Consider the following 24,419-nt stretch of genomic DNA (forward strand, 5'->3'; position numbering starts at 1 on the left):
AATTTATAACACGCTATATGATAAAAGCTTCATCCAAAGTGGATGAAGCTTTTAAATACCGTTTCAGCATTAATTGTACTGCTTTTTATTATTTGCTTATTTTCCTATTTATAACTTATATTGGACTTAATGTCGATTCATATATTTTAGACTAGAAGCCATGATACATTGAATATGCAAGGTGGAAAATGGTTTCCTCATCTCTTACGTTTGTATTATCACTCATATACGCCTGAACACCGCATACATCGAAATAATGGTAGGAAACACCTGAATCGTACATTTCACCACCCACTCCTGAAGGCAAACCTATAGAAACGTTAAACCGGCCTGAAGAGTCAGTTACACTAGTGCCGGTTCTAACAGCACATGAAGGTGTGTTATTTCTATCCCAATATGGATTATAGTACATTCCTGTAACTCCCACTCCTGCAACCGCATAAGTAACATTTGTAGTAGGATCTTTTACTGTGGCATACCCGGAAATTGTTAATGTTCCTGTACCTGTCCTGAAATGAGTTCCATAGCCGGGATACGTAACCACATGATTCAAACCTTCTGTTCCGTTTAAATCTGTAATTGTAATAGTGTCCGCTCTTAATATCGGAGTTACTGTCAATGTATAGTTCTGAATATCTGCATCATTATATTCTTCCATGGTTTTTGCATTGCTGACTCTTATATAATATGTTCCGGTGCCAACAGAAAAATTATTTCCATTCGGAGTTACCGTCTGCATAGCAAACCCTGATGATGCAGCATTTCTATATACCTGGACTGAACAAGTATTAGCAGACGGAGTGGTGGCAGTAATCTGCAATTTGTCATATATTCTGCTGCTAGGTATTGTAATAACATACCAATCGTTATCTATTGGTGAACTCAAGTTTCTTGCGTTGACATATGCCCCACCTGTTCCGTATGTAAACGCAAGGGCCTGACTTACATGCTCATCTATTTCATAGTTATCACAAGCACTGCTTACTGAATAATCTAATGTAAATGCTTCGCTTACACTTCCTCCGTTTGAAGAATGAACATATAAATAATATGTAGCTGTTGCATCACCTGATGTTATATATCCCAGCGCTTCCGGCAATGTTCCGCTGGTTCCGTTAATCTGTGTAAAATACTCTGAACCACACAGAACATTTCCTTGTGAATCCAGCAAATATAAATCATAATCCAAATCCGGATTTGCAGGAGTTGTCAACTGTGCTTGAAGGTATATTCCGGGCTGCAAATTTAAAGAATATAATTCTGCATCACTGGTAGCAGATAAATATCCACTTACAGTCCCTGCCACTACTGTTGATTGAGCCGTTACGGCGGACTCGGTAGCTGCTACTTTCGCTGTCCCTGTCTCATTCTGCAGGTGTCCCTTCTTGACACTTGAAATATTAACTTTCTTCTCCAGCTTTTTGAGCTTATCCGTATTTTTAGCAGAAATCAATTTTGTAACCTGTACAGCTTCCTGGCTCTTTATTTCTTTATTTGGTGCATACTCAACATGCATTTTTGTATCTGTTTTTTCTGCTGCAAGTACGTTCATTGGACAAATAATAGCTAAAGACATTGAAACAACCATCAGCAATGATAGCAATTTCTTTTTATTAAATTTCATATAAAATCTCTCCTTGTTGTATAGTTAGTCGTCCGACTATCTTGAAGTTATCAAGGAAAACCCTTTACTTAGCAAATATTTTCTCTAAAAAAAGCAGTACAGTTCAGCTGATTATCAGCAGTACAGTACCCTCCCTTCATTGTCAGACTTACATTATGACCTGAACACTGTACTTTCTGATTTTATCAACTTCCCAAAATATTGTCAATAAATTCCATATATGTAATTTATTATAACACATTCCCTTTATCTTCACGGATGACAAAAAGGTATTTTATATCAAATACATGATATAAAATACCTTTTAAGATTAAGCACTATTATTTACTGTTTTTAAGCTTTTCCATTATAAATTTCTCTGCAAAGTCTTTACTGAACGGGAGAACAATCCTTTCTGTTCCCGAAACAAGCACTGTCTGTTTCTTGCCATCCTTATCCTCGGTAATAACCTTTGCAGTTTTAGCACTTATTGTATGCTCCTGTCCCATAAGCTTTAAGGTAGCTGTACCGTTGTCTACCGTGAAGCTTGGAAGATTAAAATAAATTACCACTCCAATTGCTATGACCGCAATAAGTATTCCAAGTTTCAACAGTTTTTTTGCCACCTTTGCAATAATAAGTACAATAAGAATAACCACAATAACCGGAACCAAGAAAGATGCATTTAAAATACCAAGTCCCTTTAAAATCTCCATTATTTTTCCTCCAAAACGTAAAAATCAAAAACCTTTTATTACTTCTACCACTATCTGTTATTTTCCTTCTTTGATAAATTTCTGATATTTTAGCTGTTGCCCATTTTCCCAAGGTCTATAATTATTGGCAAAGTCTACTCTGGATTTAAAAGTAGGGTGGTCATAGGTCCAAAGCATATAAACAATACCCGGTTCGGGCATGGTAAGACTTTGCTGGTGAAGCTTGACGGTTGCTGTTGCGGTAGCAAAATTATTCCTTGTAAGCTCAAGTTCGAAGCGGTCTGCCTCAGTTTCCATACTCCTGGAATATGCATTGGTTATGGGTGCAGTAAAAAACATCATCAGGTTTATAAGCAGTATTATAAGAGGAAATGCTGCTATATCCGATACCTTGCTGAAGCCAAGTCTTCCTTTGGTTTTTCTAAGTATATACCCCATCATCCTATATATAAGGTACAAAATAATAATACTTCCCAAGCCCCCAAAAACAATTGATTTCCATACATGCCCCATAAGGTAATGCCCCATCTCATGGGCGGTAACCCCCAATACTTCATCCGTGTCCAGATAATTTATTGTAGTGTCCCACAGAACGATTCTTTTGGTATTGAATACCCCCGTCATATAGGCATTCATCTGGTTTGTTTCCTTGCTTTTATCCACCTGATAAACCTGACAGTCACCTATTGGTGTTTTATGCAGCAAATCTTCGATTTTCAAAGACAGTTGACTGTCTTCAATTGGTTTGTACTGATTGAATATAGGGTCAATTACCACAGGCTGTATATACGAAACTACAAATAGATATGGAATTGATATTAATGCTATGTATAGCCACCAACGCTTCGGAGACTTTTTTATTATAAGAAACGGAACCCATATAATTGCGCCAGTTAAAACCGTATTTACAATGAAATTTTTAATTGTATCTATTAGCCATTGAACAAAATTCTGGTTTGACAGGCCGTATTGATGCATTCTGAAAAAACCTGTATAGATATCCAGAGGAAGATAAATTAGGGTTTCAATAATTGAATACGCAATGAAATATAGAATAATTATTGAAATCCAGCGGCGTGCTCTCCCGGCTGCCCAGTTTCTAATCTGAATTGATAGCTTTGAAAATATAAAAAAAGCAGGAACTGCAAAGCTGAGAAAAAGTCTTATCAGCCATGTTGTTACCTTGCTTTTCTGAAAATCAAAAGCCGCCTGAGTGGGCATTGTTACCTGAACAGTATCGGGTACAGCTATTTGCCCGCTTTGTGGGTATGTTCTTATGATATGATTGTAATTTACTATTTCCGATACTGTTACAGCTGCCGCAAATATTACAAACAGGCTGATAAATACTATTATTATCTTGCGAAAATCCTTGGTCAATGCAATCAACCTCCAATTAACTATTAGGAATATGTCCACCTGTTAATTATATGATTGTACCACGCATTTTAATGTATTAACTCAGCTTTTTTAATACATTTTCCCCTTGGCAATAACATTCACTATGTTCAGTCCGCTATCACAAATAACGCAATCTGCATCTTTTCCCACTTGCAAAGCACCCTTTTTATCGTCAATCTTCAGCCTCTGAGCAGCATTTTTTGTTATAATGCCTATTGCCGTTTCCACGGGAATTCCCCTGTCCTTAATGGCTGTACGAACCTCATCAAAAAGTATCTTGCAGCTTACGGTCTCGGAGGAAACCACGTTTCCGTTTTCGTCAAAGGTGGGTACGCTTCCGTACGCATCGGAGCTGATTGTTATACCTGAAAAATCCAGATTACTATCCTGGATAGTCCTTAATGCATCATAGGTAGCAACACATTCTGGGTCACTATCCGTCGGAATAAATCCCGCCGTCAAATCAATATTGCCACCCTGCTTTAAATACTCCAAAGCCTTGCTAAAAAGCCTTTTGGTACGATTAACATGTGTAGGAAGAATGTGCTGTTTGGGTATTAAAGTCTCATTTGCAAGCCTGAACATATACTCCATTGCACTTTCACCTAGTCCAAGATGAAAATGCACAAGACCAGCTTTGCCTGAAATAATAGCACCGTTTCTGGTTTGGGCTGCAATTCTGCTTATTTCGTCAAAAGACGGTTCAAATGTTCTGCTGTCGGCAAGGCAAATCTCTCCTACACCTATAACCTTATCTACGAAAACCATATCGCTTTGTACGCTTCCTGTTAAAGTTATAACCGGAACCTGATATGAACCGGTATATATATAAGTTGAAAGACCCTCAAGTTCCAGTTGACGTGCTTTTGCATAAAGATTGGGCATGTTTCTGGTAACACCATCTGCTCCAAGAACTCCTACAACTGTTGTTATGCCGTATTTGAGTATGTCAGCTGCCTTTGCTTCCTCAGTCCTTGTAGTAAAGCCACCTTCACCGCCTCCGCCCGTTATATGGACGTGAAGGTCGATAAAGCCCGGAAACACAATTTTGCCGTCACAGTTGACTAGCTCAATATCTTTAAAACCTTTAGGGTATATATTATCTTCAATTAAAGCCACCTTGTCAAAGCAAAACAATATGTCTTTCTTACCCAGATATTCCGGGGAATATACTGTTGCATCCTTTAACAGCTTGAACATACGTGCCTCCAACAATTTTTAAGAATTTACATTTATTATCTAAAGTATCTTACTTAAAAATTCCTTTGTTCTGTCATCTTTAGGATTTGTAAAAATTTCACTTGGTGGAGCATCTTCCTTAATTTTGCCCTCATCCATGAATAATACTCTGGTTCCAACCTCTTTTGCAAAGCCCATTTCATGAGTAACAACCACCATTGTCATTCCTTCTGCCGCCAACTCTTTCATTACCTCCAGAACTTCACCTACCATTTCCGGGTCAAGGGCTGAAGTAGGCTCGTCAAAAAGCATTACATCCGGGGACATAGCAAGAGCGCGAACAATAGCTATACGTTGTTTCTGTCCTCCTGAAAGCTGTGCAGGATAGTTATTTGCCTTTTCTTCCAATCCTATTCTCTTTAACAGTGACATAGCATTCTCTTTTGCTTGCTCAGGAGTCTGATTCTTGAGTTTTATAGGCCCGAGAGTTATATTATCAATAATAGACAAATGTGGGAATAGATTGAAATTCTGAAAAACCATCCCCATTTTCTGTCTTTGTTTGTTTACATCGTTTTTCTTATCAGTGATATTTATGCCCTCAAAAATTATTTCACCGTCGGTGGGCTGTTCCAATAAGTTCAAGCACCTGAGGAAAGTACTCTTGCCTGAACCGCTTGGGCCGATTACAACTACTACCTCGCCCTTTTCAATGGTTACGTCTATCCCCTGTAAAACATGAAGGCTACCGAATGTCTTGTGCAGATTCTTTACATTAATCACTTGTCCTCATCCTCCTTTCAGCATATCCCAGAAGCCTTGTAAGACTGAAGGTCAATACAAAATAAATAACAGCCGTAATGGCTAACGGCTCAAAAGGCCTGTAAATTGCGCCCTGTATAATATTTGTGTTTCTCATAAGCTCACTTATACTGATAACAGACAGTACGGAAGATTCCTTAATTACAACAACAAATTCATTTCCTAAAGCAGGGAGTATGTTCCTTAGTGCCTGTGGCAATACAATGTATCTCATAGCCTGCCCTTGAGTAAAACCGATAGATCTTGCCGCCTCCATCTGGCCCTTGTCCACAGCCTGAATCCCTGCTCGTATTATTTCAGCCACATATGCACCACTGTTTACAGACATAGCTATAACACCGGGTATAAATCTCTCCATTTCTAAACCGAATATATGAAATTCCGGCAGTGAAATCAGGTAGAAAAAAAGTGTTATCTGAACAAGAAGAGGTGTACCCCTTATAAACTCTATATAAGATGATGCAACTGCCTTGAAAATCTTGTTATGGGATATCTTCATTAATGCAATACCTGTACCTATAATAACACCAAGTATTACGGTGAGAATTGCAATTACTATTGTATTTACGGTACCGCTTACAAAGTAGTACCAATATTCACTTAGAAATCCGAAATCCAAGCTAATCCCTCCCTATTATAAAAATTCTCCGAAAACAAAACACAGGGGTGCCCGTGGACATCCCCTTTGCTTTGGCCTTCATATAATGTCAGTTATTATTTTGTCACGTTCTTTTCATTAGCCTCCTGAACAAACTTATCAATTAATCCATCCTTCATAAGTCTGTCAAGGGATTTATTTATCTGCTCTACAAGGTTTGAATTACCTTTTTTGACTGCTATAGCAGATCCGCCTGTATCATCCTTTACAGGAACATCTGTAAGTGCCAAATCGTTGTTGTTTTTAACGTAACCGCTTGCTACGGGAAGTTCAACAACCAGTGCATCTATCTTTTTATTCTTTAATTCCATAACCAAATCAGGAATCTTGCCTAATGATACAAGGTTTGCACCCTCAAGCTGTTCTTTTACTATCTTCTCCTGTGTAGTTCCCAGCTGTGCACCAACTTTTTTATCCTTTAAATCTGCAACAGTTTTATATTTGTCTTTGTCTTCAGCCCTTACCATTACACCTTGCTTTGCTTCATAATAAATCTTTGAAAAATCAACAGATTTTTTTCTCTTTTCGTCAGGATTCATACCGGCTATTACAATGTCTACCTTGTTTGTGTTAAGTGATGACAACAGTCCGTTGAAATCAGTATCCACAATCTGGAGCTGCACGCCCATGTCTTTTGCAATCTCCTCAGCAATTGAAATATCGATACCTACTATAGTATCCTTTCCATCTACCAGCATGTGATATTCATACGGTGCATAATCTCCGCTTGTACCTACAACCAGTTTGCCGGTCTTTTCAATTCTCTTCATTGTTTCTCCACCACCGCAGCCTGCAATGGATATTCCGATAGTGACAACAATAATCAAGCAAAATATCCTCTTTAACATTCCTTTCATCATTTTGAAATCCCCCTATTATTTTTCTACATAATAAAACATCGATGTGTACAATTATAAATTATTATGCATAAAAATTCAATACAATGCATAAATATTTTGTTACAATATGTCGTATATTAACATTCCCTTTAAATAGCCTCTCTTAATTTATATTCAGGGAAATATTCTATATGCAGATATTGTCTGCGGCACCGTTAAAGAGCCCCTATCAGTGATAATCGCCTTATTCGCAAAAAATGTAACAGTAATGAAATTTTCATTTTGACAGTAAAATTAATATAATGAACTAATGCAATACTATATTTTTCCAGTTATAATATAGTAATAACTAAAAATCAGAGGTGGATTGTATAATGCTTAAAAGACTTTTATTGCTTGGCACACTAATGATTGCCATACTATTTGAAAGTACAGCTGTTTGCGGTGCAGCCGACGCAAAAGACAAAAATCAGTATCCTGAAGTATCACAGTCGGCAGTGAAAATTGATACCACCGTATTGGATAAAACACTTGATACTCAAAAAAAACAGCAGGAAGCCCAGAAGAAAAAGGAAGAAGCTGCTGCAAAGGAAAAATTACAGAAGAAAGTTGCCCAGTTGCAAAAAGACATTACCGCCAATACATATTTGAAGTACATTAAGCAGCTTGGCTACTATAAAAAGGCTTCAAAAAGTGATGAGAAACTCAATATCAGAAATGCACTTCTTTTATTTCAAAGCAATCATAATATGAGTGTAACCGGTACATATGATACAGCAACAAAAAATATGCTTGTACAAAGGTTATCCAGTAACAAGTTCGTTTATCTTGACAAGGTTACAAAGGCCCCCACTAAAGGAAGGTGGATTGCTGTAAACAAGACCACAAGAGTTTTAACATTATATGAAGGTATAAAGGTATTAAAAAAGTATGCCGTTGCAGTAGGTAACCCCGCTTCCCTTACGAAATCCGGTAAATATATCGTCACCAGCAAACTTATAGACCCTGATTGGGGAGGTGGAGGATTTGCAGACCCCGTAAAAGGCGGAACACCTCAAAATCCTTTGGGAACCCGTTGGATGGGGATAAACAGAACCGATGGTTCCTATGGAATACACGGCACAAATTCATTTTATTCCATTGGAAGGTACATATCCCACGGCTGTATGAGAATGTCAAATTACTGTGTAGAGGAACTGTACCCTCTTGTTCCTATGAAAGCACCTGTCTGGGTAGGTACTCAGACCGAGTTAAAGAACTGGAGTATTACTCAACCCCTGTTCAAACAGCAGGTCTCGTAGAAAATTTTTATTATTGAATTTTAAACGGCATTGTGATAAAATACACAGTACAAATACAAATGTCATTGAATGGTGGACACTTTATTATTTTATTCGACTCACCCTCCATTCAATATCCTTTCAATAATATGAAAATCTACGAATAGGAGGCATAAAGGATGTCTAAGCTAAAAGTTGGTATAATCGGTGGTACTGGAATGGTCGGACAAAGATTTATTTCACTTCTTGAAAATCATCCATGGTTCGAAGTTGTTTCCATTGCTGCCAGTGAAAAATCTGCCGGAAAGCGATACGAAGAAGCAGTAGGTAATAGATGGAAGATGTCTACACCTATGCCTGAAAACGTTAAGAATATTGTAATAAAAAACGCAACAGAACAAGTTAAAGAGATTTGTGATGAAGTGGATTTCGTTTTCTGTGCAGTTGATATGAAAAAGGATGAGATCAAGAAGCTCGAGGAAGAATATGCGAAAAATGAAACTCCTGTAGTTTCCAACAATTCGGCACACAGGTGGACTCCTGACGTACCTATGCTTATACCTGAAATCAATGCAGATCATGTGAAGGCTATAGATGCTCAGAGGAAAAGGCTTGGAACAAAATACGGATTTATTGCCGTTAAGCCAAATTGTTCAATCCAGAGCTATGTTCCTGCTCTTACTCCTCTAATGAAATATGGTATTAAAAATGTTGTTGCAACTACTTACCAGGCAATTTCCGGTGCAGGAAAGAATTTCACTGACTGGCCTGAAATGCTTGATAACGTAATACCTTATATCGGTGGAGAAGAAGAAAAAAGCGAACAGGAACCTTTGAAAATCTGGGGTAAAGTTGAGAACGGAGAAATTGTAAAGACTTCATCACCTCTTATAACTACACAGTGTATAAGAGTGCCTGTAACTGACGGTCATCTTGCAGCAGTGTTTGTTTCCTTTGAAAACAAACCTTCAAAAGAAGAGATACTTGAGTTATGGAAAAACTTTAAAGGTGAACCCCAACTGTTGGATTTACCAAGTGCACCAAAGCAGTTTATTAAATATTTTGAAGAAGACAACAGACCACAAACCAAATTGGACAGAGATGCTGAAAACGGAATGGGTATAACTGCAGGAAGACTTCGTGAAGACACCCTTTATGATTATAAATTTGTTTGTCTCTCACACAATACTGTCCGCGGCGCTGCAGGCGGTGGTGTACTCATGGCAGAGTACCTAAAGTCCCAAGGATATATTCATGCAAAATAAGTAATATTACCTATTTTTCGTAGGATTAGGTAAATAATTTAGTATAATATGCCGATAAATGAGCTAGGTAAATAACCTAGCTTTTTTGTTATGTTCAAATTTTTACCACAAATGTTAATGTTCAATTTTCGTACAGGTAAAGGAGATCAAAATGGGCATAAAATCAGACTATGCAGGCCAATATTTGTCCGGTCAGAATGAAACGATTATTTATGAAGGTGACAGAGTATCCTCCGTTATTTTAATGCTCCAGGGGAAGCTGGATGTTTTACTGTCGCCCTTTGATACAGCACCAAATAATGAAGGTTACACAGCCGATAACAGCTGCCGCCTTTTTACCTTGGAGCAGAATACTTTTCTAAGCGTTAATGACATTTTGAAAAGCGGAAAGAACTCCTTTAGTTTAAGATCCCAGCAAGCTTGTAATTTATACTGTTTTCAGGCTTCATCCGCAAATGGTATAAGAGATATCATGAATACTCAAAAGGATTATTCAACATATATTGTCTCTTCACTGGCAACACTCATTGACTTAAGCTATGATTCCTATCAGAAGCTTCTACCTATATGCAGGAGTCTGGATATATTGGTAAAAAACCTATCCGTATATTATTGGGCTATAAAGGATAAATACTACTTCAAATATTCTCCTGAGATAGAGAATCTGGATTACTACAAAAACGCTTATCAGGAAGCAAGAGATAACGGTATACGTTTCTTCCCTGTTGATACTGATTCTTTATCAAATACATATATATGTGAAAATTGTGGGGACAACGAAAATGAAATAGATGATGCAGGTTTTGAGTATTTTTCAAAGCTGCTTAGCGTGCCTCTTGAACAAAGAAAAGGTTTTTTCAATAGCGAAAACTATGTTTGCGAATACCATATAAAAAAGGGTTCTGATCTTATGGAATCCCTTGTAGGTGAAATTAAGAGTAAGCTGTCCCAATTATACAATAATATTTACTGTCTCTATACTGCTCCGGTGAACCTTATGTCTTCTTACGCAAAAATAGCGGTAGATTCAAAGGATGATAAGGAAGCAGTACTGACCCTTTATGGAATTATGGAACAATCAGCAGCTGTTATTGCAAATTGTATTGGCAGGCTTCAGAATGAGTTTGACTGTTTCAACTCCATAACCATTTCAAAGATTAGTGAAATGGTTGAGGCTGTTAAGGAAAAGGCGTCCATAAACCGTATACCTCAGAATGATGATGGTACATATTCAGGAGATGAGCTTCCAAAGGAACTTGAAAATAGTCTTGATAAGATTTTAACCATATGCGGCTGCACTATGGATTTTAAAGACAGCTTTAATAAACGGCTTAGTCATTTCAGAGCCTTGAAGGATAAATCCGCCAGTGACTCTGAAGCAAGGGAGCTTCGTTCTTCACTTACAAGTGATTTCTTTACTGTTTATGAAACTGCTTTCAAAAAAGCTCAGGAAAGCGGCCAGTACCCAAAAATTATAAGCATGTTTTTAAATTTTGGTTATATGGATGAACGTCTTGTGACAAAAGAACAGGCCATTGCTTTATACAGACTATGTGACAAGGAATATCCAAAATCAAAATTCAATATATATAATTCAACAAAGTGGATTCAGGAAATTTATAATAACCGCAAAGAACCTTCTATCAATGACTTCGGGCAGGATTACTACGATGTTTTCAGAGATATGAAGAAAAGAAAAATTGTTACAGACCTTGATAAGCCGGCATATGAAAAGGACTTTAATACCAAGGTAAGCTTTGAAATAAATAACATGTTAAAAACAAATCAAAAAGTGTGCCATGGTCACATGAGCAGCTACTTTCCTATTTTGCACAAGGATATTATCACCCGTGATCTTGAGAAATCAGTTGTGACTCCTCATAAGATTACGGATGCTATTATGAATATCCTTGAAACTGATTTTTCAGTATTCTACAGAGAAATCTGGTATAAAAATGAAAAGAAGAATATTGAAAAAGAACCGATAATGAAAGAGATTCTTCCTGACATTATCATAGTGCCTACCTTCGGTTCTCGTGCGTCCATGTGGCAGGAAATTACAGGAAGAGGCAGAAATACACCCGGCAGATTCATATTCCCTGCATTTACAGATGAAAACATATATGATATGGTACTGAAACTTATCGGTACATTCAGATGGGAACTGTGCAGAACCATGATGGGCGTGGCATGGAACGATATAACTGAAAAATCTTTGACTTCGGAGTACACTGATTACATTCAGTTCTATAAGAAAAACCATGACCTTTCCGAAGAAGCCAAGGAAAAAATCAAGGTACAGATACAGAAAAACAGGAACATGATGAAGGATATTTTCACAAGTGATTATGATATCTGGATAAATTATGAATCAAAGGGTATCCTCAGGCTCAACAAAATAGCAAGATCAATATTATTCAGGCATTGTCCTCTTCCTAAAGAACAAAGGACAAATCTTGCAAAGCAGCCCGCATTCTCAGACCTGTGTATGCAGTTGAATACCACCAGAGCAAAGACGGCAAAGTCACTTACAAGTAAGTACACTAAACTATTCAAGAACGGCCCTATGGACGAGGATATGGAAGCAAACCTGATTTTCTATAGAGATCTTTAAAAATAATTTAATAAAAAATTAAAAAAATCAATGAGAGCTTCAAAACAAGCTGCTCATTGATTTTTTATACTTTTATCTATAATACCGCAATACATTCTATCTCGATTAAGACATCCTTTGGAAGTCTTGCAACCTCTACGCATGACCTTGCAGGGTAATTGTCCGTGAAGAATTTTTTATATACTTCGTTTATTGTTGCAAAATCATTCAGGTCTTTAATGAAAACGGTAGTTTTTACAACGTTCCCCAGACCTGCACCGGCTCCTTTCAGAACTTCTGCAAGATTTTTAATTGCCTGCTCTGCCTGTTGGGCTGCACCTCCGGCAACAACGTTTCCGCTGGCCGGATCTACTGGAATTGCTCCCGAGGTATATATAACGTTTCCGCATTTAACCGCTTGCGAATACGGGCCTATTGCGGCAGGTGCCTTGTCAGTTGAAATAATCTCCAAATCCATCTTTAATCACTCCTTAAATGTCTTTATATCTCTTCAATCTGCTTATCTATTTTTACATGCTTAAATTGTCTCTTGTTTGTGGCATAATCGTCCACAATCTGCCCGTTGCCAATCAGCATGTATTTGTAGCTTAACAAACCGTCCAAACCCACAGGGCCTCTGGCATGAAGCTTGCTTGTGCTTATTCCTACCTCTGCACCAAAACCGTACTTGAAACCGTCGCTAAATCTCGTAGATGCATTCCAGAAAACATTCCCGGAATCAACTAGATTCATAAATTTGACTGCAGTTGTTTTGTCCTTTGCCACTATGCTGTCAGTATGCCCTGATCCATAAGTATTGATATGCTTTATAGCTTCATTCACACCGGAAACAATCTTTATGGATATAATGTAATCAAGATACTCTGTAGCCCAGTCTTGGTCACTGGCAGGCTTAACTTCTATTATTTTAGCTGTTTCTTCATCTCCGAATATTTCAACCTTCTTTTTATCAAGTTCAGCCTTTAATCCCGGTAGAAATTCCTTTGCCACTGCCCTGTCAACCAAAAGGGTTTCTGTTGCATTACAAACTGCAACATACTGAGTTTTTGAATCTACTGTGATTTTCTTTGCCATTTCCAAGTCTGCACTTTCGTCCACGTAAACATGGCAAATACCGTCTGCATGGCCCATTACCGGTATTCTTGAATTATCCATTATATAACGTACAAATTCGTTTGAACCTCTTGGAATTATCAGGTCAATATATTCATCCATTTTCAGCATTTCATTAACATCGTCCCTGCTTTCAAGAAGACTTATCCATCCCTTGGGCAGTCCGGCTGCTACAGTAGCTTCTTCTATAACATCTGTAAGAACTCGGTTTGTTTCTTTTGCCTCAGAACCGCCTTTAAGGAGAACACAGTTTCCGCTTTTTAGGCAGAGTGTTGATATCTGCACAAGTGCGTCGGGCCTTGATTCAAATATGATACCTATAACACCTATTGGGCAGGTAACTTTAAACAGCTCAAGGTCTTCGTCCAGCATATTTGAAAACAGAGTTTTACCTACAGGTTCTTCAAGGGCCTCTAGACTTTTAATTCCTTCAACTACATCATTTAATTTCTTCTCATCAAATTTAAGTCTTTTTAGAAGCGGTGAAGCCAGATTCTCCTTTTCGCTTCTTTCAAGGTCATGCTGATTTGCTTCTATGATTCTTTTACTGTTGGCTAGTAATGCATCCTCTATTTTCAATAGTGCATTGTTCTTAACTTCTCCGCTTAGTGCAGCCATTTTTACAGATGCCTCACCGGCATATTTACATAATTGTCTTATGTCCATTTTTACCTCCTAAATATCCCATTTCATTGATTTTTCAACCGCTTTCTTCCACTTTAAGTATAGACCATCAAAGTATTTTTTATTTCCTAAAGGAGTGTACGTCTTGTCAAGATTCCATGCCTGTTCAATTTCTTCCTTGGATGTCCATATTCCGATTCCAAGCCCCGCCAGAAATGCCGAGCCAAGTGCCGTTGTCTCCCTTATCACAGGCCTTTGTACAGGTATATTCAGTATATCTGCCTGAAATTGCATAAGAAAATCACTCGCACTTGCACCTCCGTCTACCTTGAGTGCATTTAACTCTATTCCCGAATCCAGTTCCATTGCTTCCAGTACATCCCTGCTCTGATATGCTATGGCTTCAAGAGTGGCTCTAATAATATGTCTTCTGTTTGTACCTCTGGTTATCCCCAATATTGTACCACGAGCATACATATCCCAGTACGGCGCTCCTAATCCCGTAAATGCAGGAACAATATATACCCCACCCGTGTCTGGTACTTTTTCAGCCTCAATATCGCTTTCATGTGCGGTCTTTATTATACCAAGCTCATCCCTTAACCATTGAATGGCTGCTCCGGCATTGAATACACTGCCTTCAAGGGCATATTCTACTTGATTATCTATACCCCATGCAATAGTCGTAAGAAGATTGTTTTTTGAAGAAACAGGTGTTTTGCCGGTATTCATCAGAATGAAACATCCGGTACCATACGTATTTTTTGCATCTCCCTGTTTAAAGCAGGCTTGCCCGAAAAGAGACGCATGCTGGTCTCCGGCTATGCCGGAAATTGGGATTTTGGCTCCTAGAATTTTTTCAATTGAGTATGCACATACCCCGGATGATGAAACTACTTCCGGCAACATACAAGCCGGTATCTCCAGTTCCTTCAGCAGTTCTTCATCCCATTTTAATTCATTTATATTATATAGCATAGTTCTGGAGGCATTTGAATAATCCGTGATATGCTTTCTGCCTCCCGTTAAATTCCAGATAAGCCATGAATCAATGGTTCCGGCAAGGAGCTCCCCCCTTTGAGCCTTCTCCTTTGCTCCCTCTACCTGCTCCAGAATCCATTTTATCTTGGTTCCCGAAAAATATGCATCTATTACCAACCCGGTTTTACTTTTGATTTTATCTCTCAAACCAGCCATCTTTAAGCTGTCACATATTTCAGAACTTCTCCTGCACTGCCACACAATGGCTCTATGTACTGGTTTTCCTGTATTTTTGTCCCAGACAACTACGGTCTCCCTCTGGTTTGTGATACCGATGCAGGCAATTGCTTCAGGACTTATTCCCGCCATCTTTATTGCACCCGCTATAGCAGCCATCTGATCCCTGAAAATATCTTCCGCATCATGTTCAACCCATCCGGGCTGAGGATAAAACTGCTGCAGCGGCACACTCTTTATTCCGGCTATATTGCCGTTCAAACTGTCGAATATTACTGCTCTGGAGCTGGTAGTCCCCTGATCAAGGGATAAAATGTATCTCTTATGCATAAATCCCGTCCCCTTTGTACATCACAAAGTTGTTGCTTTTAACAATTTATTTAACAGTATTATATCATATTCTACACTCTGGAAATTATAATCTCACAAACGTAAACAACGGTAATTGCACACACAGCTACCTTTAACAGACTTTTTTCAAAGTAGGCCAGTATAACTGCAACTCCAAGTCCTATGACAGCTGACAAAAGATGCCCTGTGGACATAAGTATATCAGGAAATATCATAGCTCCCAGAACTGCATAAGGCACGTATGCGAGAAATGCAGTTATAAATCGGGACTTTATTTTATTTTTGAACACAGCCATGGGAAGAACTCGTGGAAAATATGTAACCAATGCCATAAGAAGTACTGCAATCAGAGTATCATTCATTTGCCGTATCCTCCATTGGGAAAAACTTTGCACCTATTGTACATGCAATAAAGGTGGCTATGATTATTCTCCATCCTCCTGAAACAACAGAAAATACAGGTACCCATTTTATAATAGAACTTATAAATATAGCGCAGCCTGCCACAATCAGAGCCGCTTTTGACCTCTTTGCCGCCGGTATTACAAGGGCAATAAACATAGCGTATAAAGCAATGCCCATTGAATTCTGCAAAGATTCGGGCAGTATAGTACACACTAAAGCACCTGCTGCGGTGCCTGCCGCCCACCCGATATAGGGCAGCACTTCAAGTCCTGTCATAAAGGAAAAGGTTATATCCTTTTTTTGCATGGCAGCTACTGTAAAGGTTTCATCTGTGATTCCGAAAGACATTAGCCAACGTTTATATCCCGGTATACCCTCAACAATTTTCTGAGATAGTGACAAGGACATAAGCATGTATCTGATATTTATAACAAAGGTGGTAATTGTAATTTCAGCAAGGCCCGCTCCTGCTATAATCAGGTTTGTCCCCGCAAACTGTCCCGCCGAAGTGAGGTTTGTCATTGATATTAATACGACTATCCAAACAGGTATTCCGCCCTTTACAGCCATAAGCCCGAACGTAAAAGATACGGGAAAATACCCCAAGGCTATAGGAAGGCTTTGTTTTGAACCGTCAAGGAAATCGTGGAATGCCGTGTGCTTGCTATGTAATACTTTCTCTTGCTTAGTTAACATTTCTAATATCCTTTTTTCATTTTCTTATGAATTAACAACAAGTAGTATTATAACATAGAAAGTGCAGTATTCTCATCAAAAAACTCTTACCTCGGTTTAGAGGTAAGAGTTTTTTGATACCTATCCAATCTAAAATTATGATATATTCCTTAGTTTCATTTCATTTTGCACAATTTCCAATATACCGCCAAAGGTAGAAAATTTTCCGTTGGCAATTTCCTCTTGAGGAATTGTAATATTGAACTGGCTCTTTACATCAAAGTATATGTATAGTAAATCTCTTGCGGATAACCGTATTTCTTCTCCTAAAAGATTTTTAGAATAATAATCCTTGTCCCATTTAGTAAAATCGATATTAATCCTTTTTTTAAAAATTTGGATAAGCCCTTCTTTTGTATTATCTGACAGTAAATTATCCATAGTGAGTTTTCTCCTTTATACTATCTGTACATTACCGTACCCGGTAAGTTTTTCAATAGTTTGGTGTACCATATTATCGGAATCATCTTTATTTAGAATATTAAATACAGGTATTTTGTTTTCGGTAAACTTTGTTTTCTTCTCATCAATAAACTTGTAATCCAATGAAGTATAAGACTGCACATATTCCTCATATGATCTTTCCCAATCAAATTGCATGTTTGCAACATTGAAAAAGTCAACATCAAATCCAAGTTTATATTTTATTGAATTTGCATACATATCAAATCCTTCAGCCTTGTAATCTTCATATAGTAAACTGGCAATAACAACGTCCGGGAAAACTGCATGAGATATTTCAAAGGCAAGTAAACCGAATTTGTTGGTAAACTTCCTGTTAAACGGCATAATACCACCGGGTACTCCGATAATTATAATATCGGGCTCTTCGGTCATTTCAATTTTCTTGATGAATCTATTGAACATCAATACTTTATTTATATCAGAAATAGCATTTCCATACATAAATGAAGGGAAAGAATGGAACCCCATCATCTCACAGTATGACCTAGTGCCTATCTGACTTATTTTATATCCTGATTTCTGAATTTTTTCCCTTAGTGCAAGCTGGATTTCAAATTTATTTGTTTTCTCAGATATTCCAACCGTCAAAATAACAGGTGTATCTATTTCTTCAATACTTTCGTTATAAATAGCTATCTCCTCTGGCAGAACATTCTGAATTCCGTCAAAGTACTTGAAATACACTCCCTCACAATTACACAGAGACGAAATTTCTTTAATAGCCTCTCCATCCAATTTCAATGAGCATATTATGTTTTTTTTCAATTTTACTGCCAATTTAATTTTATTAAATATATACTTTTCAAAATCAAACGGTAAATGCGATTCAACAATCATTACGGTATCGCATAAGTCCAGTGATTTTTCAAAATCTGCAGATACCAAGATGCCTATATCGGGTCCTCTATCTGCAATACCAGCATCTTTTCCTGTTAAGCCCCATCCATTTGGAGATACAAGGCACGATATGTCATATTCCGTAAGCAAAGACCTGTGCCTTAATACCGGAGTAAATTCCATATTGTACGGATAAATCAAAAGCCTCTCGTTTTTTTCCATATTAACCCCCTCCATTATTACAGCTTTCACTCCGCCATATCGAAAGCATGAATCTCTTCGCCTAATTCAGCCCCAAATTCCCTTAAAGTGCAAATATCCTTCAATATACTATCAGCTGAGTTTCTTTCATAACTGCATCTTGAAACCTTCTTTTCCATTGAAAGACCATCATTTTCATCTGCTGCTGCTGCACATAAATTACAAAACATAAGTGCCCAACAGTTTATACACTTCTTTTCACTTATTTTCCCTACATTAAGCAAAGATAGTATTTTATCAACATCAAAACCAGCATCTATATTTCCTATTTTCATGTGTGGCGATGCTTCACTAACCCTTTCACACGGGTAGAAATTACCGCCAACATCCATAAACAGCCTTTGAACCCCAGGTACGCATGGTCCTCCATGATGAATTTTATCAGGTAGCTCTGGTCTCATTTGCAATCGACCGTACCTATCCTTTCTTTCCGTGTAATGCCTCAATAGTAGTTTTGATGTATATTTCTCGTCCAGATAACCAAGCCTTGATAAAAATATCTTAAAATATTCATATTGAGTTTCAGAAATATAATTATCAGATGTTTTTACAGTATCTTTTCTGTATAAATTAGATATTTCTGAAGCCATAATATTTGCTTCTTTTGCTATTTCAAAATCAACAAAAAAATTATTTACACAGCTAAACTCATTCTGCGGATCTAACACAGCATTAAAAGCAATATTAGTACTTAAATAATCAGAAAATTTAGTTTTAATCATCTCTAAGTTTTCCATTACTTTTTCAAAAGTCCCCCTATCATCATATCCATAAACCCTGTTCTTGTTATGCACCTCAGAAGGGCCATCAAGACTTATTAGCAAATGTACATTATGCTTTTGAAAATAATTTACAATCTCTTCAGTTAAAAGGGTTGCATTTGTTGTCAAGTTTAAGTGAATATTTTTTCCCTCTGCTCTTTCTTCAAAGTACTCAATACAATTTTTTATAAATTCAAATTCAAGCAGAGGCTCACCCCCATAGAAAGCCAACAAGCCATTCTCATTATCTTTTGAATGCTCAATATAAAAATCTATTCCCTTTTTGGCTGTCTCAAGAGTCATTTTCTCATTTGAATGATCCCTATTTTCATAATTTCCTGAGTAAACACAGTATTTGCACCTGAGATTACATTGCTTTGTTATCTGCAGTGTAATCATTTTAACTTTATTATTGAGGTGGCTTAAAATTGTATCATTTAAAGGATGGTACATTTCCTTTGGCCTTTTTTCTGATAAGAAACCTAAAACACGCAAATGATCAATTGACTCTACAGCTTGTGTACTGAATTCCGAGGTGGTGCATTTACCGGTATCATCACTATCTCTATAATAATCGAGTATCTTATATTGCTCTTCCGATAAGCTGAGAATGACATTTTTGTTGACGTCATATAAATAATGCCCTCCAGGAGTTTTAAACAGGTGTATGAAAGAATCCAAAACTATCACTTCCTCCTTATTAATTAAAATTAACCGGAATATAAACTGTATTCCGGTTAATTTTTAGCATGAATTACCAATAAATTACGAATTGTAAGTATTAGTGAGATAAGCGCCAGTCGACACATCGTTTCGGTTATTCTGAAGAATATTCACCATAACTGTAGTGTCCCCACAGCTTGAATAACTACAAGCACAATTGCCGCAATAACTACATACGCACCAGTATGCCTCTATTGTTTCCATACCGTTATGTATTTTTTTACCTAACTTTTTCATATTTTCACCTCCATTTCGTATATTCAGATTTATTAAATTAGGTCTGACTTTATTTAAGCTCACTAAGCTTTACCGCGGATAAACCTTGTGAGTTCAAATCCTATTAAACAGCACCGTTCATAACAAGAAAATCATTATAATTATCGAATTGGTGTATGCTACCATTATCCACGACTAAAATTCTATCCACTTTAGTCAATATATCAGGCTTGTGGCTTATTATTAAAACCGTTTTGTCATTAAAATCCCGAGTCAAAAGTTGGTTTAAATACATCTCAGATTCCACGTCATAATTTGCTGTGGCTTCATCAAGAATAAGTATTTTTGCTTCCCTTGCAAAAGCTCTTGCTACAGCTATTTTCTGCCTTTGTCCACCTGATAGCTTAGAACCATTTCTGCCTACCTCACTTTTGTACTTTAAGGGCATGTCCTTTATGAACTCATATGCACCACTTCGCTTTGCAGCCCTTTTTATATTTGCTTCATCTTTTTTTAATCCGATAGATATGTTACCTTCAATTGATGTGTCAAAAAGATACAAATCCTGACTAACTACTGATATCAAGCTTCTATAATCCTTTAGGTTAATACTGCTTACATCGGTTCCGTCTAGTTCAATTTTCCCATTATCAGGCTTATAAAATCTTAACAGCAGATTAATAAATGTGCTCTTTCCTGAGCCGTTTGCCCCTATAATAGCTATCTTTTCTCCCGGATTTATTTCAAGATTAATATTGTTTAAAATTTGTTCATCTTCTCTATATGAAAATCTAACATTACTAAACTTTATCTTACCTTTGATTTTGCTTGCATCCAATCTTACAAGGTTTTTAGTCTTTTCTTCAGTTTCTGTTTCCATATCAATAAATTCGAAATACCTTTTTGCAGAAGGAATTATATTAGAAAAATTATATCCAATATTCAATATTGCTGATATTGGACCAATAACATACGCACTATATGTTAAAAAAGCAAACAAACCTCCAATGGTAACACCATTCTGGAAAACAATATATGCTCCAAGTATGTATAACATACAATTAATTCCCTGAAACACTATACTTTCAGAGTACTCATTAAACTTGTCTAAAAAAGCTAATTTTATATTCATTTTGACAATATTTTTTTGTTTCTTTATAAATTCACCTATTTTTATCCTGTCAATCCCCAATAGTTTTATTTCCTTAATACCGGTTATGGTATCTCCGTACCAGGATGAGTACTCCCTGTTATACTCCAGAAACTCCTTAAACATCGATTTTCTCTTTTTTGCAAGAAATTTTACGGTGAAATACCGAATGGGAACTACAAAAATTACCACTATAGTTAGTTTCCAATCGATAAGCAATAAGCCGACTAAGCCTCCGATAATTCTGAATATCTGAGATACTATTATAAAAGTACCCTTATCGCATATCCTTGATATATTTCCAACATCCATTCCGATGTTACCCATGATTTCAGAAAAATTTGTACTATTAAAGTATTGCAGTTTAAGCTTCAAAAGATGTTTAAATGCTGCCTTTTGTAACGAATACTGGAACATAGAATTTAAATAAGAAAAATATTTTGTTTCAAGTAAGCCAATTGCTTGATCAATTAAAACCAACGCAAAAGTAAAAAGAGAAAATTTAACTACTATCCCGAAATTACTTTTAAGTAGACCTCTATCCATAACTTGTTTGCTGAGTAGCGGAAAAAGCATACTGATACCGGCAGAAGCAATAATACATACAAAAATAATACTGATTTTTTTAATGTATGGCCTTAAAAGTTTTAAAATTCTTTTTAGAATGTTATTGGTATCTTTAGAAAATAGCATTTTGACCTCATCAGACAATTTACTTTATTTTTTAATTATGGTATATTGTACCATAAACTCTATGGTATATCTACATACATAATTTGTCAAATATTAATTAATCGGATTATTTATAATTTCTTTCATTTATGGTATTATTTGTATGGAGGTAACGCTAAAAAAACCCCACCTAATATTACACAAGCACTTAACATGTTTAACACTTAAAGAAGTGAGGTAATACAAATGGAATTAGAACTTAATCAGCCACCAATAAATTGTTATTTACATCATGCCTATCCCCTAACTGTAGCAATGTCCCACAAAGATTTTAATTCATGGTTTTTCAGTAATTATATACAGTTACAAATTAATGTCAAATATTATTTTTTGAATTTTTTTACATATCCAATATGCGGAAACTCTATTTTAAGTCCGTTAATAGATTACAAAATTTTAGATTTAGAATTTATATATAAATCAAATACAAATATAATTGATTTTATAAAAAGCAGTTTAAACCTTGGATATTATGTAATGACTTATACGGATGAGTTTTTTATACCCCATAGAGTATCATACATGAAAAAACACTTTAGACATGAGATTATGATTTACGGTTATAATTTAGATAATAGTCTATTTCATGTAATAGGTTATAATGATACGGGTACTTATTATCCGTCATGTGTTAGTTTTTCTGAGTTTGAAAACAGTTTCTTAAATTCTATAAAAAAAACCAATGATATAATATTAATGAAAGCCAAAGATAATACATCATATCGTCCATCATATGAATTTGATATGGAAAATGTTAAAAATCTACTATTCGACTATATTTTTTCTAAAAATACATCATTCAACTTGCGGACAATAGGAACCCCAAACAATTTAGTATACGGAATTTCAGTATATGATCAACTGATAAAATATTATGAGAATATCCTTAAAAATGATTCTGAAGAAGAATGTGACATTAGACATTTTCATTTACTTTATGAACATAAAAAAACTATGGTGTCCCGCCTGGAGTACTTTGTTGAAAAGAAGTATATTGATACTAAAAATAATTTCATTAATATCTTTTATAAATTAGAAAATGAAGCTTTAAATAATAGAAATATCTTAATTAAATATAATATTACTAAAAACAAAAATAAAATAAATACTGTAATTGAATCTCTACATGAAATGTATAAGGAAGAAAAGAAGACAATTGAAGATTTATTAACAGGTATCTCATCATAAGTTACGATTAGAAATAATCAAGCTTTTGACTTAGCTAACATTTTTCTTATAACCGATACTAGTAATAGCACTACAGGAATAAAGAATCCTTCAGTAAAGGCTAGCGCGGGCCAAGTTTCAGTATCCCATCTTATTTGGTATGGAACGCTTTTATATATAAATTGGGAAAAAACGGCTATAATTAGGCCAATTGGAATAACTATTTTTCTATAATCCGTAAGCTTCAATATCTGAGACATACCTTTAACTCCCAAATAGATGAAAAAAAATGTACTGATAAAATTAGTGGTTAACCAAACAGCTACTACAACGCCTTCAATTCTTTGGACTATAATACCTACATCAACCTCAGTGCTAAGAACAAAGAGAGGGTAGCGTAAATTTGCTGTAATGGTGCCACCCAGTACCAAAATACACATCAGTACTCCTAAAAAGGCCATAAACATACCTAATAAATAACCCAAAAACGTGGAACGTTTTGCATTTTTTATGTTACTAAAATAAGAAAGAGGAATCATATTTAGAATAATCATTGGCCAGGCGGATGGTTCTTTATATCTATATTGGGGGTAACCAGTATCAGGGTAAATAAATATAAAGGAAATAAGCCGTAAAAATAGATTGTTACAGCTCTATACATGGCTTCCAAGCCATATAGCAGTGCAATTACTAAAGCGACTACAAATAATATGTTAGTTGGATAGGCCGATATTTCGGGAGTATATGTTGTTGTTATTAAATCGCCGACATACCATATTATTTGAGTACCGGTTAAAAGTGCAGTAAAAACATAAATTATAGATAAAATATTCCCAAGCCATTTTCCAAGCAATAAACTAAATACTTCAATTAGCGTTTTATCCGGGTATAATTCCCTTAAATAAATGTTAATCCAAACAGACAATAAACCTAAAATAGTTGCAAAAATTGCAGAAATCCATGCATCTCTTCCTGCTATAATTGCAGTACCGGAAGAAAGAAAAAGTGGACTGGAACCAAAAACAAAACCGGAGGTTGTTATCATAAACTGTACATTTGATATTTTAATTTTGTCGTTCATTCGCTCACCTCCAAAAAGCGGTTTAAAGTTAGTTCTTTAATAAATCAGAAAACGGAGAAAATACCCATGCTACCCAGTCAGAGGGATTTGATATTTTAACATTAAGGCTTCTTAAAATTGCCATAATAACACCCAAGGCAAGTAATATACAAAAGGCCCATAAGTCTCTATAACTTTTACTATTAACCATTTGGGGAATTTCA

At 36.2% G+C, this 24,419-nt stretch carries 23 protein-coding genes; 4 read left to right on the top strand and 19 right to left on the bottom strand.

Features of this window, described 5'->3' with window-relative positions; translation table 11 throughout:
• Positions 1-151: 151 nt before the first annotated feature.
• The 7 genes from L323_RS39585 to L323_RS39615 all read right to left on the bottom strand — a co-directional run bounded on the left by L323_RS39585 (position 152) and on the right by L323_RS39615 (position 7,239).
• Positions 152-1,624: a hypothetical protein gene (locus tag L323_RS39585; RefSeq protein WP_020817223.1), complete on the bottom strand. Its 1,473-nt coding sequence runs from the start codon at positions 1,622-1,624 to the stop codon at positions 152-154.
• 320 nt (positions 1,625-1,944) lie between these two features.
• A complete protein-coding gene (locus tag L323_RS39590) occupies positions 1,945-2,319 on the bottom strand; it encodes a hypothetical protein (protein WP_020817224.1) in 375 nt (124 codons plus the stop codon).
• A gap of 57 nt (positions 2,320-2,376) precedes the next feature.
• Positions 2,377-3,699 (bottom strand): M48 family metallopeptidase, encoded by a 1,323-nt coding sequence (locus tag L323_RS39595; protein WP_020817225.1) that lies wholly within the window; start codon positions 3,697-3,699, stop codon positions 2,377-2,379.
• A gap of 90 nt (positions 3,700-3,789) precedes the next feature.
• Positions 3,790-4,920, bottom strand: a complete 1,131-nt coding sequence (gene iadA, locus L323_RS39600) for a beta-aspartyl-peptidase (RefSeq protein WP_020817226.1) — start codon at positions 4,918-4,920, stop codon at positions 3,790-3,792.
• A 39-nt stretch (positions 4,921-4,959) separates the two neighbouring features.
• Positions 4,960-5,682 (bottom strand): amino acid ABC transporter ATP-binding protein, encoded by a 723-nt coding sequence (locus L323_RS39605; protein WP_020817227.1) that lies wholly within the window; start codon positions 5,680-5,682, stop codon positions 4,960-4,962.
• Positions 5,675-6,340 (bottom strand): amino acid ABC transporter permease, encoded by a 666-nt coding sequence (locus L323_RS39610; protein WP_020817228.1) that lies wholly within the window; start codon positions 6,338-6,340, stop codon positions 5,675-5,677. The genes L323_RS39605 and L323_RS39610 overlap by 8 nt, the downstream gene beginning before the upstream one ends.
• Positions 6,341-6,435: 95 nt before the next feature.
• Positions 6,436-7,239: an ABC transporter substrate-binding protein gene (locus tag L323_RS39615; protein ID WP_020817229.1), complete on the bottom strand. Its 804-nt coding sequence runs from the start codon at positions 7,237-7,239 to the stop codon at positions 6,436-6,438.
• Positions 7,240-7,592: 353 nt separating this feature from the next.
• Here L323_RS39615 and L323_RS39620 point away from each other — a divergent pair, with 353 nt between their 5' ends.
• The 3 genes from L323_RS39620 (at position 7,593) to L323_RS39630 (ending at position 12,377) form a co-directional block, all read left to right on the top strand.
• Complete coding sequence (locus L323_RS39620; RefSeq protein ID WP_020817230.1) at positions 7,593-8,519, top strand: L,D-transpeptidase family protein; 927 nt, start codon at positions 7,593-7,595, stop codon at positions 8,517-8,519.
• Between the two features lie 158 nt (positions 8,520-8,677).
• The gene (gene asd, locus L323_RS39625; RefSeq protein ID WP_020817231.1) at positions 8,678-9,763 is read left to right on the top strand and encodes an aspartate-semialdehyde dehydrogenase; all 1,086 of its coding nucleotides are present in this window, start codon (positions 8,678-8,680) and stop codon (positions 9,761-9,763) included.
• A gap of 151 nt (positions 9,764-9,914) precedes the next feature.
• Complete coding sequence (locus L323_RS39630) at positions 9,915-12,377, top strand: hypothetical protein (RefSeq protein ID WP_020817232.1); 2,463 nt, start codon at positions 9,915-9,917, stop codon at positions 12,375-12,377.
• A 76-nt stretch (positions 12,378-12,453) separates the two neighbouring features.
• Here L323_RS39630 and L323_RS39635 read toward each other — a convergent pair whose 3' ends face one another.
• The 10 genes from L323_RS39635 to L323_RS39680 form a co-directional block, all read right to left on the bottom strand.
• Complete coding sequence (locus L323_RS39635) at positions 12,454-12,834, bottom strand: RidA family protein (protein WP_020817233.1); 381 nt, start codon at positions 12,832-12,834, stop codon at positions 12,454-12,456.
• A 23-nt stretch (positions 12,835-12,857) separates the two neighbouring features.
• The gene (locus L323_RS39640; protein ID WP_020817234.1) at positions 12,858-14,156 is read right to left on the bottom strand and encodes a glutamate-5-semialdehyde dehydrogenase; all 1,299 of its coding nucleotides are present in this window, start codon (positions 14,154-14,156) and stop codon (positions 12,858-12,860) included.
• A gap of 9 nt (positions 14,157-14,165) precedes the next feature.
• Positions 14,166-15,662: a glycerol kinase GlpK gene (glpK, locus tag L323_RS39645; RefSeq protein WP_020817235.1), complete on the bottom strand. Its 1,497-nt coding sequence runs from the start codon at positions 15,660-15,662 to the stop codon at positions 14,166-14,168.
• A gap of 71 nt (positions 15,663-15,733) precedes the next feature.
• Positions 15,734-16,045, bottom strand: a complete 312-nt coding sequence (locus L323_RS39650; RefSeq protein WP_020817236.1) for an AzlD domain-containing protein — start codon at positions 16,043-16,045, stop codon at positions 15,734-15,736.
• Positions 16,038-16,784 carry an AzlC family ABC transporter permease gene (locus L323_RS39655; RefSeq protein ID WP_020817237.1) on the bottom strand — a complete coding sequence of 249 codons (747 nt, stop codon included), beginning with the start codon at positions 16,782-16,784 and terminating at the stop codon, positions 16,038-16,040. The genes L323_RS39650 and L323_RS39655 overlap by 8 nt, the downstream gene beginning before the upstream one ends.
• A 135-nt stretch (positions 16,785-16,919) precedes the next feature.
• Complete coding sequence (locus L323_RS39660; protein ID WP_020817238.1) at positions 16,920-17,204, bottom strand: peptide maturation system acyl carrier-related protein; 285 nt, start codon at positions 17,202-17,204, stop codon at positions 16,920-16,922.
• A 15-nt stretch (positions 17,205-17,219) separates the two neighbouring features.
• The gene (locus tag L323_RS39665) at positions 17,220-18,347 is read right to left on the bottom strand and encodes a TIGR04066 family peptide maturation system protein (RefSeq protein ID WP_020817239.1); all 1,128 of its coding nucleotides are present in this window, start codon (positions 18,345-18,347) and stop codon (positions 17,220-17,222) included.
• A 26-nt stretch (positions 18,348-18,373) separates the two neighbouring features.
• Positions 18,374-19,828 (bottom strand): Cys-rich peptide radical SAM maturase CcpM, encoded by a 1,455-nt coding sequence (ccpM, locus tag L323_RS39670; RefSeq protein ID WP_020817240.1) that lies wholly within the window; start codon positions 19,826-19,828, stop codon positions 18,374-18,376.
• A gap of 84 nt (positions 19,829-19,912) precedes the next feature.
• A complete protein-coding gene (locus L323_RS39675; RefSeq protein WP_020817241.1) occupies positions 19,913-20,107 on the bottom strand; it encodes a CLI_3235 family bacteriocin precursor in 195 nt (64 codons plus the stop codon).
• A gap of 103 nt (positions 20,108-20,210) precedes the next feature.
• Positions 20,211-21,929 carry an ABC transporter ATP-binding protein gene (locus L323_RS39680; RefSeq protein WP_020817242.1) on the bottom strand — a complete coding sequence of 573 codons (1,719 nt, stop codon included), beginning with the start codon at positions 21,927-21,929 and terminating at the stop codon, positions 20,211-20,213.
• A 225-nt stretch (positions 21,930-22,154) separates the two neighbouring features.
• Here L323_RS39680 and L323_RS39685 point away from each other — a divergent pair, with 225 nt between their 5' ends.
• A complete protein-coding gene (locus tag L323_RS39685) occupies positions 22,155-23,156 on the top strand; it encodes a hypothetical protein (protein WP_020817243.1) in 1,002 nt (333 codons plus the stop codon).
• 17 nt (positions 23,157-23,173) lie between these two features.
• On the opposite strand, the gene L323_RS41990 is transcribed toward L323_RS39685, so the two are convergent.
• Both L323_RS41990 and L323_RS41995 read right to left on the bottom strand, forming a co-directional pair.
• A complete protein-coding gene (locus tag L323_RS41990; protein WP_081665760.1) occupies positions 23,174-23,689 on the bottom strand; it encodes a GerAB/ArcD/ProY family transporter in 516 nt (171 codons plus the stop codon).
• On the bottom strand, positions 23,686-24,216 hold the full coding sequence (locus tag L323_RS41995; RefSeq protein WP_031342572.1) for a GerAB/ArcD/ProY family transporter: 531 nt from the start codon (positions 24,214-24,216) through the stop codon (positions 23,686-23,688). Before L323_RS41995 ends, L323_RS41990 begins: the two co-directional genes overlap by 4 nt.
• Between the last annotated feature and the right edge of the window lie 203 nt (positions 24,217-24,419).

Origin of the sequence: Ruminiclostridium papyrosolvens C7, from assembly GCF_000421965.1 — a bacterium.
GTDB lineage: Bacteria > Bacillota > Clostridia > Acetivibrionales > DSM-1351 > Ruminiclostridium > Ruminiclostridium papyrosolvens_A.

Bases quoted from the DNA above. Each gene is read 5' to 3' on its own strand.
- L323_RS39585 (WP_020817223.1), bottom strand. From the start codon at position 1,624: ATGAAATTTAATAAAAAGAAATTGCTATCATTGCTGATGGTTGTTTCA.
- L323_RS39660 (WP_020817238.1), bottom strand. From the start codon at position 17,204: ATGGATAATTTACTGTCAGATAATACAAAAGAAGGGCTTATCCAAATT.
- L323_RS39655 (WP_020817237.1), bottom strand. From the start codon at position 16,784: ATGTTAACTAAGCAAGAGAAAGTATTACATAGCAAGCACACGGCATTC.
- L323_RS39630 (WP_020817232.1), top strand. From the start codon at position 9,915: ATGGGCATAAAATCAGACTATGCAGGCCAATATTTGTCCGGTCAGAAT.
- L323_RS41995 (WP_031342572.1), bottom strand. From the start codon at position 24,216: ATGAACGACAAAATTAAAATATCAAATGTACAGTTTATGATAACAACC.
- L323_RS39665 (WP_020817239.1), bottom strand. From the start codon at position 18,347: ATGGAAAAAAACGAGAGGCTTTTGATTTATCCGTACAATATGGAATTT.
- L323_RS39635 (WP_020817233.1), bottom strand. From the start codon at position 12,834: ATGGATTTGGAGATTATTTCAACTGACAAGGCACCTGCCGCAATAGGC.
- L323_RS39680 (WP_020817242.1), bottom strand. From the start codon at position 21,929: ATGCTATTTTCTAAAGATACCAATAACATTCTAAAAAGAATTTTAAAA.
- L323_RS39640 (WP_020817234.1), bottom strand. From the start codon at position 14,156: ATGGACATAAGACAATTATGTAAATATGCCGGTGAGGCATCTGTAAAA.
- glpK (WP_020817235.1), bottom strand. From the start codon at position 15,662: ATGCATAAGAGATACATTTTATCCCTTGATCAGGGGACTACCAGCTCC.
- L323_RS39620 (WP_020817230.1), top strand. From the start codon at position 7,593: ATGCTTAAAAGACTTTTATTGCTTGGCACACTAATGATTGCCATACTA.
- iadA (WP_020817226.1), bottom strand. From the start codon at position 4,920: ATGTTCAAGCTGTTAAAGGATGCAACAGTATATTCCCCGGAATATCTG.
- asd (WP_020817231.1), top strand. From the start codon at position 8,678: ATGTCTAAGCTAAAAGTTGGTATAATCGGTGGTACTGGAATGGTCGGA.
- L323_RS39590 (WP_020817224.1), bottom strand. From the start codon at position 2,319: ATGGAGATTTTAAAGGGACTTGGTATTTTAAATGCATCTTTCTTGGTT.
- L323_RS39675 (WP_020817241.1), bottom strand. From the start codon at position 20,107: ATGAAAAAGTTAGGTAAAAAAATACATAACGGTATGGAAACAATAGAG.
- L323_RS39650 (WP_020817236.1), bottom strand. From the start codon at position 16,045: ATGAATGATACTCTGATTGCAGTACTTCTTATGGCATTGGTTACATAT.
- L323_RS39685 (WP_020817243.1), top strand. From the start codon at position 22,155: ATGGAATTAGAACTTAATCAGCCACCAATAAATTGTTATTTACATCAT.
- L323_RS39615 (WP_020817229.1), bottom strand. From the start codon at position 7,239: ATGATGAAAGGAATGTTAAAGAGGATATTTTGCTTGATTATTGTTGTC.
- L323_RS41990 (WP_081665760.1), bottom strand. From the start codon at position 23,689: ATGATTATTCTAAATATGATTCCTCTTTCTTATTTTAGTAACATAAAA.